This is a genomic window from Winogradskyella pacifica, from assembly GCF_003386275.1.
GTDB classification, from domain to species: Bacteria; Bacteroidota; Bacteroidia; order Flavobacteriales; family Flavobacteriaceae; genus Winogradskyella; species Winogradskyella pacifica.
In genome coordinates this window covers 491,671-506,897 of record NZ_QREI01000001.1, presented here as the reverse complement: position 1 = coordinate 506,897, position 15,227 = coordinate 491,671, and the positions used below count along the sequence as shown (strand labels likewise).

Annotated in this window: 14 protein-coding genes; 3 read left to right on the top strand and 11 right to left on the bottom strand. The window is 34.8% G+C overall.

The features are described from left to right. Window positions 1–13: 13 nt before the first annotated feature. The 11 genes from DFQ09_RS02170 to DFQ09_RS02120 form a co-directional block, all read right to left on the bottom strand. The gene (locus tag DFQ09_RS02170; RefSeq protein WP_115807945.1) at window positions 14–922 is read right to left on the bottom strand and encodes a sterol desaturase family protein; all 909 of its coding nucleotides are present in this window, start codon (window positions 920–922) and stop codon (window positions 14–16) included. A gap of 119 nt (window positions 923–1,041) precedes the next feature. Further along, window positions 1,042–1,854, bottom strand: a complete 813-nt coding sequence (locus DFQ09_RS02165) for a purine-nucleoside phosphorylase (protein ID WP_115807944.1) — start codon at window positions 1,852–1,854, stop codon at window positions 1,042–1,044. Next, entirely contained in the window at window positions 1,847–2,476 is a 630-nt protein-coding gene (locus DFQ09_RS02160; RefSeq protein ID WP_115807943.1) for a TIGR04282 family arsenosugar biosynthesis glycosyltransferase, read from the bottom strand. Before DFQ09_RS02160 ends, DFQ09_RS02165 begins: the two co-directional genes overlap by 8 nt. After that, window positions 2,469–2,963 (bottom strand): rhodanese-like domain-containing protein, encoded by a 495-nt coding sequence (locus tag DFQ09_RS02155; protein WP_115807942.1) that lies wholly within the window; start codon window positions 2,961–2,963, stop codon window positions 2,469–2,471. Before DFQ09_RS02155 ends, DFQ09_RS02160 begins: the two co-directional genes overlap by 8 nt. A 30-nt stretch (window positions 2,964–2,993) precedes the next feature. Next, a complete protein-coding gene (locus DFQ09_RS02150) occupies window positions 2,994–3,821 on the bottom strand; it encodes a metallophosphoesterase family protein (RefSeq protein WP_115808401.1) in 828 nt (275 codons plus the stop codon). Between the two features lie 25 nt (window positions 3,822–3,846). Next, window positions 3,847–5,187 carry a sodium:solute symporter family transporter gene (locus tag DFQ09_RS02145; RefSeq protein WP_115807941.1) on the bottom strand — a complete coding sequence of 447 codons (1,341 nt, stop codon included), beginning with the start codon at window positions 5,185–5,187 and terminating at the stop codon, window positions 3,847–3,849. 6 nt (window positions 5,188–5,193) lie between these two features. Continuing rightward, window positions 5,194–6,636, bottom strand: a complete 1,443-nt coding sequence (locus DFQ09_RS02140) for a SusD/RagB family nutrient-binding outer membrane lipoprotein (protein WP_115808400.1) — start codon at window positions 6,634–6,636, stop codon at window positions 5,194–5,196. Between the two features lie 83 nt (window positions 6,637–6,719). Further along, window positions 6,720–9,914 carry a SusC/RagA family TonB-linked outer membrane protein gene (locus DFQ09_RS02135; protein ID WP_115807940.1) on the bottom strand — a complete coding sequence of 1,065 codons (3,195 nt, stop codon included), beginning with the start codon at window positions 9,912–9,914 and terminating at the stop codon, window positions 6,720–6,722. A gap of 90 nt (window positions 9,915–10,004) precedes the next feature. Then, entirely contained in the window at window positions 10,005–10,685 is a 681-nt protein-coding gene (locus DFQ09_RS02130) for a TIGR04282 family arsenosugar biosynthesis glycosyltransferase (protein ID WP_115807939.1), read from the bottom strand. A 70-nt stretch (window positions 10,686–10,755) separates the two neighbouring features. After that, entirely contained in the window at window positions 10,756–11,811 is a 1,056-nt protein-coding gene (gene arsS / locus DFQ09_RS02125) for an arsenosugar biosynthesis radical SAM (seleno)protein ArsS (RefSeq protein WP_115807938.1), read from the bottom strand. 55 nt (window positions 11,812–11,866) lie between these two features. Then, window positions 11,867–12,202 carry an arsenosugar biosynthesis-associated peroxidase-like protein gene (locus DFQ09_RS02120; protein WP_115807937.1) on the bottom strand — a complete coding sequence of 112 codons (336 nt, stop codon included), beginning with the start codon at window positions 12,200–12,202 and terminating at the stop codon, window positions 11,867–11,869. 178 nt (window positions 12,203–12,380) lie between these two features. On the opposite strand from DFQ09_RS02120, the gene xdhC reads away from it, so the two are divergent. The 3 genes from xdhC (at window position 12,381) to DFQ09_RS02105 (ending at window position 14,746) form a co-directional block, all read left to right on the top strand. After that, window positions 12,381–13,163, top strand: coding sequence for a xanthine dehydrogenase accessory protein XdhC (gene xdhC / locus DFQ09_RS02115; protein ID WP_147298308.1), 783 nt, complete (start codon window positions 12,381–12,383; stop codon window positions 13,161–13,163). A gap of 96 nt (window positions 13,164–13,259) precedes the next feature. Further along, entirely contained in the window at window positions 13,260–14,267 is a 1,008-nt protein-coding gene (locus DFQ09_RS02110; RefSeq protein ID WP_115807935.1) for a hypothetical protein, read from the top strand. Continuing rightward, on the top strand, window positions 14,264–14,746 hold the full coding sequence (locus DFQ09_RS02105) for a nucleoside-triphosphatase (RefSeq protein WP_115807934.1): 483 nt from the start codon (window positions 14,264–14,266) through the stop codon (window positions 14,744–14,746). Before DFQ09_RS02110 ends, DFQ09_RS02105 begins: the two co-directional genes overlap by 4 nt. The last annotated feature ends 481 nt before the right edge of the window (window positions 14,747–15,227 follow it).

Sequence of the window (15,227 nt, the reverse complement as noted above, 5' to 3'; positions counted from 1 at the left end):
GGTGTTAGATTTACTATTCTGAACTCTTGATGTCCTGTTTTTTTGAAAACGCAGGATACAATTCTTGCTTTAAAAAATCTTTAGGAAAATTTTCATCACCTTCAAAACCGAGTTCAATATCTCTACCATCGTGTGGTATATAATCAGTTTTAAAAATGTAATCCCATAGACTTAAAGTCAGTCCAAAGTTGACACCAAACCTTACATCTTTGGGTAATTCTTTTACATGATGCCAGATATGCATTTTTGGATTATTAAAAATGTATTTTAAAACACCATAATCCCAACCCAAATTAGCATGGTTAAGATGACCAATAGCAATGCTGAAGAAATAAACAATAGCAACATCTTGTGCATCAAAACCGCCAATAATAGCGATAGGAATGTACAGTATAGATTTATAAACTACAGGTTCCATCCAATGGTAACGTAAGTGTGCGGCAAAGCCCATTTCTTTTACAGAATGGTGCACTTTGTGGAAATTCCAAAGCCATTCAAAACGGTGTAAAAGCCGATGTGTATTCCATTGTACAAAGTCTGAAACAATAAAAAAGATAAATAAACCGAACCATTTAGGAAGTTCATCGACATCAAAAAGTTGAAAGCTTGAAACAGACAGTCCAACAACTCCTAAAACATCATTAAATAGTTCTGAAACCGTATTAGATAAGGCAATAAAAACAATAAGATTCAATAAAAAGAAATTGAAAAACATGTAAAACGTATCTAGCCAAAAATCTTTTCGGAATAAGGCCTGCTCTTTTCTCCAAGGAAATGCAATTTCAAGAATCCAAACTAAAACAGAAATAAGGATAAGACCATAAAAAAAGTTGTCCCAATGATTGAGGTCAATGAGTTCGTATTTGAGGTAATTCCAGTATCCTGAATAGGAATTTTTAATAAGGTCTAAGTATTTTTCCATAGGTGCTTCCTGAGTAGGCAGGAATGTCTTTTGTTATCCTGCAAGGTTTTTAAAACCTTGTAGGTATTATTCTAGTATTTTTAGAATCAACAAGGTTTTTAAATCTTTGCAGGTCTTTTTTATAAGGTCTTAATCAGCTCTTTAAAAAGTGTAATCATATTCGGTTCTGCTTTTCCGGCCATAGCAATGATTTCAGAAATATCAACAGGTTTTAAATTTTCTGGATCACATTCATCTGTTAACACAGAAACGGCAGCAACCTTTAAATTCAAGTGATTTGCCACAATAATTTCAGGAACCGTACTCATACCAACAGCATCAGATCCAATAATTTTTAACATACGATATTCGGCACGTGTTTCGAGTTGAGGCCCAACCACACTAGCGTAAACACCTTTGTGTAACGTTATATTGTGTGCTTTGGCAATGCTTTCAAATTTAGAATTAATGTTTGCATCATAAGGAGCGCTCATATCAGTAAAACGTTCTCCTAATTCTGAAACGCCTTTAAAAGCTAAAGGTGAACCTCCTTGAAGATTAATATGATCGTCAATAAGCATTAATTCTCCTTTTTTATAATCGAGATTAATGGCACCAGAAGCATTAGAAACCAATAAGGTTGTTATACCTAATTTCTCCATAATTCTCACCGGAAACGTTACATCTTGTAAAGAATAACCTTCATAAACATGAAAACGACCTTGCATAACAACCACCTTTTTACCTTCTAAAATGCCGTAAATAAGTTTGCCTTTATGAAACTCTACGGTTGCTGTAGGAAAGTTTGGAATTTGATTATAACTTGCTTCGGCTATGATTTCAATTTCATCAACTAATTGTCCTAAACCTGTACCTAAAATTATGCCGATTTCGGGTTGATCAAAGCCTTTGCCTTGTAAATATTCTGTGCTTTCTGTTATTTGGTTAATCATTGAGTTGCTGTATTTTTTCTTGTAATTTATTGTTCGATTTATAAAAGTCTGAAGCAATTAAGTCTTCATAGGTGTCAATATCGTTTAAAGTGTCTAAGGTACCAACTGAAATTTGATTACTCTGTAACTCTTGTAACGTTAATTCTAATAAATTGGGTTGACTCCATGGTTTATTGGTGAAAATTTTGGTATTCAATTTAGACATACCTACTAAATAATAGCCACCATCTTCTGCTGGTCCAAAAACCACTTCATTAGTGTTTAAGGCCTCTAAACCGTTTTTTATGTGAGCGACATCTATATCTGGTAAATCAGAACCAACTAAAACGATGTTGTCATAGCCAGCATCAAAGCCATCTTTAAAAGCATTAAACATGCGCTCACCTAAATCAGCTCCATGTTGGACCGCTTTAAATTCACCTTTCCATTGATCATCTACAATAGCATTAGAAAAATAAATGCGTTTATCTATGTCTAATTTCTGAGTTGCTTTTTCTGTGATTTTAACCAATTCGGTGTACACTTCAAACGCACCAAAATCGCCAATAGTTTTAGCGAGTCTTGTTTTTACAGTTCCTAATTTTATGTTTTTGACAAACACAATAACAAGTGATTTATTCATAGATTTTAGTGCCTTTTAATAACCATTTACTCCAATCCTTAGAGTAAGCGTGTATATAATCTGTTTCATTTCCTTCTGGATTTATTAGAGGAAAATTGTTGTTCTTCCATTCAAAAATACCACCAAATAAATTGTAAACATTGGTGTAGCCTTTCTTTTTGAGTTGTTCTGCAATATCTTCAGACCGTATACCAACAGAACAATAGATTACAATAGTTTTTGAAGTATCTGGAATTGATTTTACAACGGTATCTAAATCGAAATCATCATAACCAACATAAGTTGAGTTAGGGATGTGACTTACGTTATATTCTTTAAGTTCTCTAGCATCCAGTAAGATAGCGTCCGTTTTTGGCATCGCCAATTCTTGAACAGAAATATAAGGAACACGCTCTGTATTATGAGTTTTTAATAACTCTTGAAGGGTTTCTTGGCTATTTCCAAAGCAACTTAAGAGTAAAAAAAATATGATAAAGAGGTTTCGCATTTCTAATTAGTATAAATAATTTGGTTAACCTTACAGTTCTAGTGGTTTTCCTTGCTGCTGTTTTTCGGCCTCAGGTAAAATTTCCATGTTGTCCCAAATCCCTGAAACGATCGTTTTTGCATAAGATTCTGGAAGCAATCCATTTAGCATTAATTTGTTAGTGAGCGTATGGTTATAGTCTAACATACGAAAATTCACATGTAAGGGTTTTACCGAATCATCCAAAATAGCAAACCAAACATTGGGTTTTCCATTATTAGCAGGCATACCAATGACACCAGGATTTATCCAAAGTTTATCGCTGTTTTTATCTTCGAAAGGTAACCCACAATGACCAGCAATAATGATGTCACTTTCAGTAGCTTCAAAATTAGAGTGCTTAGTAGTCCAAGGTGTCGATTTAAAAATAAATTCTGAAACATTAAAATACGAACCATGAACTACTGTCACTTTTTGATTTCCAAGTGTGAATTGTATATGTTCTGGAATCGTTTCAAGATAGTCAAGAGAATCTTTAGACAATTTACTCTTCGCATAAGGATACCATTGTTGTGAAAAACCATCGCATCGCGAACCTTCTCTAAAATCGCAACCACAATCGTCTTCATCATCACGTAATTGTATTTCTACATTACCAACAATACTTCTAGCATTCCAGTTTTTAAATGTCTGAATGGTTTCTTCAGGTTGTGCGCAATAACCAATAATATCGCCAGTGCAAATACAATTTTCAGGGGCAATACCTTCAGATTCTGCCACAGCAATTAATGCTTCAAGTGCTTGAAGATTACTGTAAACACCACCAAAGAGTAGTACTTTACCTGAAATTTTTCCTATGTCAACTATGTTTTTATCCATAACATTTTCCACGCAAGTGGACATCTTATTTATTTGATCTCAACCATTTCGGTATGAAATATAAAATATTACAACTTAAAATTCCCCAAATATTAACCCAAAGTAAATCCGCATACTTGCCTTCTGTAAAAATTAAGGCTTCCGGAAACACATTAAAAACCAAGGTAAATCCAAATACTAATCCGGTAATAACACTCAAATAGAAACTCATTTTGGGTACTTTAATGTTCCAAAAAAGAAAGATGGGTGTTAAACCAATAACCATGGTTCCTGATATGGTGGTTGCGGATAAAATTTCGGCTTCAAGAAAAACAGGCAGTGTACCTAAAATAGCAATGGCTGCCATGGATGCTCTTCCAAAGGTTAAATCGTTAACCATACCTAAATCAATTGCTAATAATTTTGAAAATGATGAAAACGTTGAGTCTAATGTTGAAGCGGCTGAGGTAATCATTATAAAATTAATGACTAATAAAATAACCACTCCAAAGGCTTTGCCGACTTCTACGGCGGCTTGACCTTTAAAACCTTGTGTTTGGGCATAGACGCCAATAACACTAAATAGTATAATACAAATAGCACCTAATAAACTTGCCCATAAAAAGCTTTTACGGGTAACTTTAGGTGAACTAATAAAGGCTCTATCGGTTAAAACGGGATCGTGAAACGGATAACTAAACGATTGAATAATGGCTGCAAAAAATAAATTTAAACCCAACTCAAAGCTCCAAGTTCCAGAGGTCACGACATCAGTAACGCTAAAGGTTTCTATAGAAAAGATATTCCATAAAATTACCATGAGTAGAACACTAAACAATACCATTTGAATGACATCTGTAAAAATTGAACTACTTAAGCCTCCTTTTATCGCATACGCTAGAGTGAAAACGGTGAAAACGATAATGGCCCAATAATAATTGGAACTTCCTGTTTCGCCAAAATAACTGCCAATAACCATCGTGTTACTCCAGACTTCATTAAACAACCTGATGGCAATCAATATAGAAAATAAAGCCATGGCTCCTTTTCCGAATTTGGTGGTAAGAAACTGATGAATACTTTTAAATCCACCAACAACGCGCATTTTGTAAATCAATAAACCAGCGACAGCAAAGGATACATAATAACCAGCATACGCAACGCCACCAACAATACCAAAATCCAAACCTAGATTTGCGGCATTGGTAATGCTCTTGGCAAAAATCCAAGAAATGATAAGACTTCCAGTAAGCACTAAGCTGTTAGGTGCTTTCTTTTTATGAACCGCCTTAAAAAATTCGTCTGTAGTTTTCGCTAATGGTGATAATAGAAAGAGTAGTAAACTCGATACGATTATTAAGGTCCATTGCCAGTTAATTATATTCATGTGTGTTTATTCGTTCCACCAAACCGGTACGTTTATACTATTGTTATCGGTTGCGGTTGCAGCAACACTGTAATTTTCAAAATTTAAAGCTGCTTCTTCGGCAGGATAAGGCATTCTAATCGGAATTAAATCATTGTTTAAACTTGCCGAAATAGTTTGCAGTTCCGGGAAACCTGTTCTTCTGTATTCTATCCAACCTTCATAACCATTAATGACATTAGCTATCCATTTTTGTGTTGAAATTTGTTCCATCGGATTTGTACCAATAGCATCATAAGCTGCAGGACCAGTGAGGTAATCTGCCGGTAATGCTGTGTTCCAATATTCAAAAGCTAAAGTGACTCCGGAATTATAAAGCGTTTGTGCATCTGCATTGATAAAACCTTTGGCAGCGGCTTCGGCTAAGGCAAATTGCACTTCCCAAGCGGTAATAAAATTAGCGTCTAAGGTTGAGGTGTCTTCTCGAAAAGCAGTACTTGCTAAAGAATAATTAGCTAAAGCAATAGACGTTGAGGATGCGTCAATACCATTTAGCAAGCCATTGAATTCATTGGAAGTTGAATTAGAAAACGGTCGGAATAAACTTGAAAGTCGCGTGTCATTTAAACCGACTAAAATCGTTTCCATTGTTTCGGACAACACAAAATTGTTGAAATCACCAATGCGTAATTGAGCTAACCTAAAACTGTTTGGGTCTGTATTTGTAAAATTGAAAATGGCATTCTCACTGTTGGAAGTGATATAATTACCTTCATCAAAAAGGGATTGTAAATCATTAGAAACATCAATTTTATCCGAAATACGCACCAAATGTTTAATTTTTAAGGCATTTGCGAATTTTATCCAAGCATCTAAATCGCCATTAAACAAAATATCACCTTCTAACGGAATCACATCAGTATAGGCTTCAATAGCCGCAATGCCTTTATCTAAGTTGTCTAAAATGCCGTTTTCATTGAGGTAAATCTCTTCTTGCAAATCATATGCTGGTGTTACTGTGCCGTTAACGCCATTAAAAGCTTCAAAATAAGGAACGTCTCCAAATAAATCCGTCAACCCAGCAGCCATATAAGCCTTAAGAATTAAAGCAGGACCTTCGTAAACAGCAAAGGTTTCTGTGGTTCTGGCTTGGTTGAGAATAATTTCATTATCTCTTAAATTGGTATAAAAAACAGGCCAAGGATTACCACCTAATTGTGGTGATTTTAGCGCATGTCTATCAAACAAATTAAAATCTAAAGCGGTTCTGTGTTGCGCTAATAAGTCACCTGCAACAAAACCTTCGTAGCTCATATTTTCTCCAAAATCATAAATCACTTGTCGCAGTAATAAGCTGGGTTGAACAGAACTTGGTGCATTTGGATTGGTATTGATGTCTTCAAAATCTTTGGTACAGCTTGTGGTAAAAATCAAGCTTAAAACCGAAACGATATATATAATTTTTTTCATTGAAAATTTTATTTTCATTCCCTTAAAAAAGGGAAGCTTATTATTTTTATTTTCACTTCTTGAGATTCCCATTGTTGTGAGAACTAGAAGTTAAATCCGGCTTTAAAACCAATACTTCGGGTGGTCGCATAACTCATGTCTTCCACACCACTTACAAATCCATTCCCTTGAACGGCTAATTGTTCTGGGTCAAAATGCGGATTCTCAGTAATGGCAAATAGATTATTTCCAACTAACGAAAGGCTTAAATCAGCACCTTCTTTTAATCCTAAAAAGCCATCTTTTATATTGAACGTATAGCCAATGGAAAATTGACGTAGCTTTAAAAAGGAAGCATCGTAAACGTTATTCTCTTCGTGATTTCTATCGTAAAATTGTCGGTAATAACTTTCTGCAGAAACAGCTACAGTATTGGCTTGTCCTGTATTTACATTAACACCTTGCGCTACAATACCAGCATTTGGTCGGTAACTGGTTTCGGCTAATTGACCACCAACATTTCCTAAAGCACGTGTTCTAGAAACGACTTCGCCTCCTTGTCTCCAATCGAATAAAAAACTCAAATTCCAATTTTTATAATTGAAATTGTTACTCCAGCCTAAAGTGAAATCAGGATTGTAATTCCCTAATTTTTTTAAATCATTATCTGCGATAAATCGACCTTCATCATCAATTAAAAATTCACCATTGTCGTTTTTTTCATAGCCTGTTCCATAGAAATCACCAACACGTCCTCCTTCTTCCACTTGAAACCAAACGGTTTGATTCGCACTATCATAAATTCTACTGTAGGCAAGTGTTAATCTGCCATCGGCTTGCGGTAAATCTTTAATTACAGAACGATTCGTTGCGAAGTTAAAAGTGCTATTCCAATTAAAATGATCGGTTTGAATAGGTGTAATCCCTAAAATAATTTCCACACCTTGAGTATTTACTTTTCCGCCATTAACCACTTGCTGATTGTAGCCTGAAGAAATAGCCACGGGTAATGAGATAATTTGGTCTTCGGTATTTGCGTTGTAATAGGTAACGTCTAATCGCAATTTATTTTCAAAAAAACGTAAGTCTGTACCAAATTCATAAGAGGTGGTGCGTTCTGGTTTTAAATTGGCATTCGGGATAAAATTTTGGTCGCTAAATGTGGGTTGACTATTATAAGGGGTTTGCGATACAAAAGCACCAGAAGTTTGATAGGCGCTAGTGTCATTTCCGACTTGTGCCACACTTGCTCTAAGTTTTACAAACGAAAATACGTCTGGTAATTCCGTAATATTAGATAAAATAAAACTCGATGACACAGAAGGGTAGAAGAACGAAGTGCCGTCCACAGAAAAAGGTGTCGCTAAAGCGCTAGACCAATCGTTTCTTCCTGTAATATCTAAGAATAGATAATCTTTATAACCCAGTTTTGCGATGCCATAAAATGAGTTGATACGCTTTTCACTTTCAAACTGAAACACTTCAATTGGTGATGCTGCATTGTTTAAATTGTAAATTCCGGGTTGTGCTAAATTAACCGTTTGCGATTGCTTGGTTGATGCGGTTTGATTCAATCTATTTCCACCTAAAAAAACATCAAGTGAAAAGTCTTCAAACTGATTTTTGTAGTTGATGAGAACATCAGTATTAATCTCTCTAAACATCACGTCATGCTCAGCATAAGCACCATTACTGAAACGATTACTGCTATAAGCTCTGCGTAATTCACGCTTTTCAGTACTATAATCCATTCCTGTCCTTAAGGATATGCTTAAGTTTTTAGTCAGCTCTTGGGTAATGGATAGATTTCCAAAAATACGATCGCGATTAAAGGAATTGGTATTCTCATTTAAGATGAAATACGGATTGTCAAAAAACGTGTAGTTAAAAGAATATTGTTGCGTGCCTTCTAAACCAGGTTGCCAATAATTTTTAAGATTTTCAATATTTAATGAACGTGGTCCCCAAGCTACTAACGAGTAATTTGCGTTTTCACTTCCGTAACCATTGGATGGTCTATTGTCGCTACTAGAATTTATGTAGCTAAAAGATGAATTGATTTCGGTATTATCACTTGGCTTAAAGTTTAATTTGGCCGCAATGGTTTGGCGGTCTAAATTAACGCCAGGAATAATCGATTCACTTCTCAAGTCGGTAAAAGATAATCTATAATTACCAGAATCAAATCCATTGGACACTGAAATATTATTAATGGTTGTAACACCAGTTTCATAAAAATCCTTCAAGTTATCCGGATTCGATTTAAAAGGTGTTGCTGTGATTTCTAAACCATCGTAAAGCGCAGTATCTCCACCTCTAACAAAAGTGCCATTTGGTAATTGCACAGGACTATCAAATTGCGGAATTAACAAACCCGTGTCTAATCGTGGCCCCCAAGAATAGGTGATGTTGTCGTTAATGCCGCCGCCAAGGCCATCACTATATTCAAACTGACCCGAATTTCCTTGACCGTAAGAATTTTGAAAATCGGGTAATTTAAAAGCAGTGTCTACAAAAAGAGAGGAATTAAAACTAATACCTAAACCTCTTTTGTTTTTGCCGTTTTTGGTTTCAATAACAATAACACCATTCGATGCTCTTGTGCCATATAATGCAGCAGCACTTGGTCCTTTTAAAACGGTAACAGAACCAATATCATCAGGGTTGACTTCCATGGCACCATTACCAAAATCAATTTCTTGAAATCCGGCAGCAGCTTCATTTGTGAAATTAAAAACCGTTTCATTATTTATCGGTACACCATCAACTACAAATAAAGGATTGTTGTTAGAAAAGGAAGCTTCACCTCTAATCGTAATTTTAGAAGAAGAACCAACACCTGTGGCGCCTTGCGTTACGGTAACTCCGGCTAATTTGCCTTGCAGGTTGTCTAGAAAGTTCACCGTTTTTACTTCCGTTAATTTTTTAGACGAAATGGCTTGAACAGCATAACCCAATTCTCTGGAATCGCGTTCTAAACCTAAGGCAGTAATGACCACTTCGTCTAAAGCAGCCGAGTCTTCTTCAAGTGCAATGTTGATTATAGTTGTATTACCAACACTAATGGTTTGGGTTTTAAAGCCTAAAAAGGAAAAGGTAAGTTGTTCTGATTTTGAATTAACGACAATACTATATGTGCCTTGCTCGTCTGTCGTTGTTCCATTGCCATTACTAGATGTAATGTTTACAAACGGCAAAGGTGTGTTTGAAACAGCATCGGTGACGGTTCCAGTAATTGTAATTTGCGCATTGCCAAATAGACATAAGCATAGCAGCAAGCATGAGTAAATGTACTTCATATCACGACCACAAAACGTGGCGATTTTTTAAGATGTGAGAATATTTAGGCGTAAAAATTCTTGGACTTTAATCGAATTAAAATCCCTCTTTTATATATGAAGTAAAATTGGTGAGCCTTTGTTGTATGGTGATTTAAAGACTGTGACATATTGAAAAACAGAAGCAGACGTTACAATGGTCTTTGTTGTTTTTCGAAGTAATAGTAGTAATCGTTTTATCTTAAAATCTAAAGTTTTGAAACTTTCTAAAACGGAGTCGATATCTGAAACATTATCAATATCTGTTAGCATTTCTAAATAAGAAACACTTTCGTTTTGATATTGTAATTCGGTATTTAAACGCTGTCTTAATTTAGCCGTTTGCCAAGGTAAATTCTGAAAACTAGTTTTATTAAAATGTGCTTTTTTGAAACCCATTAAATAAAAACCACCATCGGTTGAAGGTCCTAAAACATAGTCTGAAGTTGCTAAGTTCTGAGTTGCCTTTAGAATATGATTGGCTCTAAGATGAGGTATGTCGTTTCCGAGAGAAATAACATGTTCAAAGCCTTTATTAAAAACTGCTTCAATGGCATTAGTAAAGCGCTCGCCAAATGAACTACCTATTTGCTCTTTTTCAGAAAAATGAAAATAAGGTAAATTCGTTTTCTGAACTGTTTTTACAGTATCAGAATCAAGCAAATTAAAGAAGTCAGAAGAAGAAATTGATTTTGAAGTCAATTCTTTTTCTGCAGAATTTGCAAAGATTAATATGGCGGTTTTGTTCTTCATTATTTATTCCTGCGAAGGCAGAAACCTTAATTGGTTTAAATCTGAGATTCCTGCCTTCGCAGGAATTTTGTTATGCTACAACACCCTGACAGCTACTTCCTGCGCCAGCAGTACAGCCGTAACAATGCTGCGAAATCACAATGTTTCGTCCTTCTAATAATTCTTCGTTAAATTCTGATATGTGTCTCGACTTACTATTAACGGGTAATTCTAACATCTGATTAAAATCACAATCAAATAAATAACCATCCCAACTAATCGATAAGGTATTGGTACACATCACATTTTCTACAGCAGCCGGATTATAAACTTCCACTAAAGAATACATATAATCTTCGTAATTTTCTGAAGCAATTAAATAATCTAAGAATCGTGCGATAGGTAAATTTGTAATGGCAAATAGATTATGAAATTCAATTCCGAAATCGTCCATCAATGCCTTTTTGAAATCCTTTTCCATTGCAACTTGATCACCTGGTAAAAAGGCACCAGACGGATTGTAAACCAAATCTAATCTTAGGTCACTTCCTGGCATACCATAACCCACAGCATTTAATTCTTGTAAGGCTTTTATAGATTTATCAAAAACACCATCTCCACGTTGTTTGTCCGTTTTTCCACGCGTCCAGTGTGGCATAGAACTTACCACGTGTACATTGTGCTTTTTAAAGAATTCTGGTAAATCGTAGTATTTTTTATTGGCTCTAATAATGGTTAAATTAGAACGTACTATAAAATCCGTAATACCAACTTTGGCTGCTTCCTCTACAAACCATCTAAAATCAGGATTCATTTCTGGTGCTCCACCAGTTAAATCTAGCGTGTGTGCTCCAGAATTTTTGATCACCTCAAGACATTGTCTCATGGTGTCTCTCGTCATAATTTCTTTTCGATCCGGACCAGCATCTACGTGGCAATGATCACAAACTTGGTTACACATGTAACCAACATTAATCTGTAGAATTTCTAGTTTTTTTGCTTTTATAGGAAATTGACTCGTTTCTGAAATCTTATCTTTAAAGGTTGGCAATTCACCAGTTTTAAAGATACCATTAGAGAGTATTTCTATTTGTTTATTGCTTTGAGCTAAATCGCTTCCTAATTTTTGTAGGGACTTTGTTGCCATTAATTGGGATTCTTGTTTGTAATTCTTACGAAATTAATGCGGTTGAGGTTTTATCCTAACCGTCTAATTTGTTTACTTTATTCATCATTTGTACACCATGCACTAAAGTGGCACCGCTTTTTATCGCTGCTCCAACATGTATAGCTTCCATCATTTGCTCTTTGGTAACGCCACGTTGCAAAGTATCTTTTGTATAAGCATCTATACAATACGGACATTGTTCCGTGTGCGCTACAGCTAAAGCTATGAGTGATTTTTCACGCGCTGTTAAAGCGCCTTCTTCAAATACTTTTCCGTAATAGTCAAAGAATTTAGTTCCTAATTCTTCACTCCATTCCGTGATTTTTCCAAATTTGCGTAAATCCGCAGCATCGTAATATGGTTTTGACATAAAATTATTTTTTGATTTAGAAAAATCAATATAATGATTAAGTCGAAGTTTAATCTTAAAGATTACAGAAAATTTTAAAAGATTGATTTCTATTAAAAGGTTTGACGCTAGTTTTAAAAATAGAAGATCAATTCAATCAAAAAACCTTACTTTTAAATTCTCTTTTTTTTTATTAGAAATGCAAAACTGGATTAAATTACTTTCTGAATTTAAACAAAAGCAAATACCTGTTGCCTTTATAACGGTAACGAAGTGTTTAGGGTCAACACCTTGTGTGGTGGGGTCGCGTATGCTTGTGACGGAGAACAAAGATATTCACGGAACCATAGGCGGAGGGAAGCTTGAATTTAAAGCCATAGACGAAGCTATCGTTGCTTTAAAAGAGAATAGAATTATTGAATCCACGTATACTTTAGGTCCGGAATTTGAGCAATGTTGCGGAGGGAAAGTAGAATTTATCATAGAACCCATGAATCAATCACCAGAATTATTTTTATTTGGAGCAGGACATATTGGTGTTGAAATCTGCAAACTTTTAGTCGACACACCTTTTAAGGTGACCTTAATAGATTCGCGTGACGATTGGTTTTCTAATTTAGAATTAGACAGCAGTGTAACGACACATCAAGCCAATGAAACCGATTTTAAATCGTTTAAAGATGCTATGAAATGGGGGCCTAACTGTTATGTTTTAGTGTTGACACATAATCACGCCATCGATTTTGATTTGATAACTATGGCTTTAAAAAATGAAACTAAATTTTTAGGCCTAATAGGAAGCAAAACAAAAAAAGTACGGTTCAATAATATGCTAATTAAAGAAATGAATATTCCTGAAGGGATGACAAATGTGGTTTGTCCAATAGGATTAGATATCGGAGGAGATACGCCAAAAGAAATCGCGATTAGTGTGGTCGCCCAATTACTTCAAGTGCATTATAAATGTACCATCGAAAAATAAATGTTATTTGAATAAGATTGTCCCCTTGAGGGGACTTTAGGGGTGTTTTTGAATAATGAAAAACTTAAAAAGATTCCCGTTTTCACGGGAAGTAGCATGAAAAACAACAAGTCCATCATAGAAAAACTAACAGCACTTTGGGCTCTAAACGAGTCGGGTTTAGGCGGTTTTTTGCATGTATTTAACTCACCATTTACAGGATTGATTGTTGGTGGAGTGTCCATTTTACTCATTAGTTTAATTGCCTATTATGCCGAAAATAAATGGCAAGCCATCTTAAAAGCGTTAGTGATTGTCTTGATTATAAAAATGGCAGTGAGTCCATATTCACCTTTTGGAGCTTATGTTGCTGTGAGTTTTCAAGCAGTTTTAGGAGCGATTTTATTTTCTAATTTCTCATGGAAAGGAGCTACGATAATGGTTTTAGGAATGGTGACCTTTTTAGAATCGGCCCTTCAAAAATTATTAATACTAACCATTGTTTACGGAACAAATCTCTGGGAAGCCATTGATATTTATGGAGCTTGGGTTCAGAAAAAATTAGATTTTGTTTCAGAAACCTCTACAACATCAGTTTTAGTCACCACCTATCTTTTGGTATATGGGATTTGCGGAATTTTAGCTGGGATTTTTATTAAAAACACGATTAAGATTATTTCGAATAAAAAAGAAACTGATTTTTATCTTCATCTTGAAACGGATAAACTTGATAAGAAAACCAAAAAAGTAGCTTTTAGAACGAAAGTCATTTGGGTGTGGCTAGGCACAGTTGCGGTTATGGTTTTGGCCTTTTCAATATTTGGAGGTCCGCTTTTGGGGTGGCAAAAAGCCATTTATATTGTATTGAGAAGTTTCTTGATTTTAATGCTTTGGTATCTAGTAATTGGTCCTTTTTTGTTGAAAGTCGTTCAGAAATATCTTCGAAAAAAAGAATCTAAATATCAAGAGGATATTGCGAATGCGATGGACTTGTTTCCATATTTCCGTCAAATTATTGCATTCACATGGAAAGACACAATACACTTAAAAGGCTACACGCGATTCCAGTGTTTTATGGCGAATAGCATTTCTAATTGTATTCATTTTAAAGTGCCTTCAGAATGATATATATCCTGACAGGTGCTGTACGAACAGGGAAAACAACGGCTTTATTAGAGTGGTGTAAAAACCGTGATGATGTTGATGGATTATTGTGTCCGGATAATGCCGAAGGAAAGCGCTATTTTCTGGAAGTAAAATCTAAAAATGAATTTGAATTTGAAACTGAATTCGAAACTGAAGCCATCATTGAAATTGGAAACTTTAAATTTTTAGAATCGGGTTTTGAAAAGGCGAATGATTATTTACTAGCTGTCGCTTCAAAAAACGAATCGCAGTATCTTATTATTGATGAATTAGGGAAGTTGGAATTGAAGAAGGAAGGTTTGCATGCTTCTGCTGAAAAATTAATTTCGAATTATAAGTCTGAGGAAGGACGGCATTTAATTTTAGTGGTTCGTAATTATTTGTTGGATGCTGTTTTGACGCATTATTCTATTGTTGAATATGAAATTCTTGAAAAGAAAGATTTTGAAAATTTATAGGCTTTTGTTTCTAGGTATCCCAAAATTACAGTTGTTTTAAATGATTTAATTAGTTAATAACTTTTAATATGTTAATGATTCATTTGTAGTAAGTTATAATTAATATAGTATATTTGAATATCGAAACTTTACACCAGATATTAGAGCTTTTTCCTTACCTATTCCTAGGTGAATTTTTTTCTTGGATATTCCCAGATGGGATATTCCCTTACTTGTTTCCAGGTGGGATTTTACCGTACCTTTTACCACGTGAAACCGTTCTAGGTTTCCTAAAAAAAAAACCTAAAATATTCAAATTTTTTTGAATTGAAATAAATTTAAATACAATGTAAAAGACTAACTATTAATATTTTAGGTGTTTTGTTGGCGCAACGTAATGTTAGGCTTAAAACATGTTTAATACTCTTTTTTAATTCCACATCACACCATCTTATTTGTTATTGTGGTGTGTGTCTTTATTCCAAAAATTAAAATGAATTAG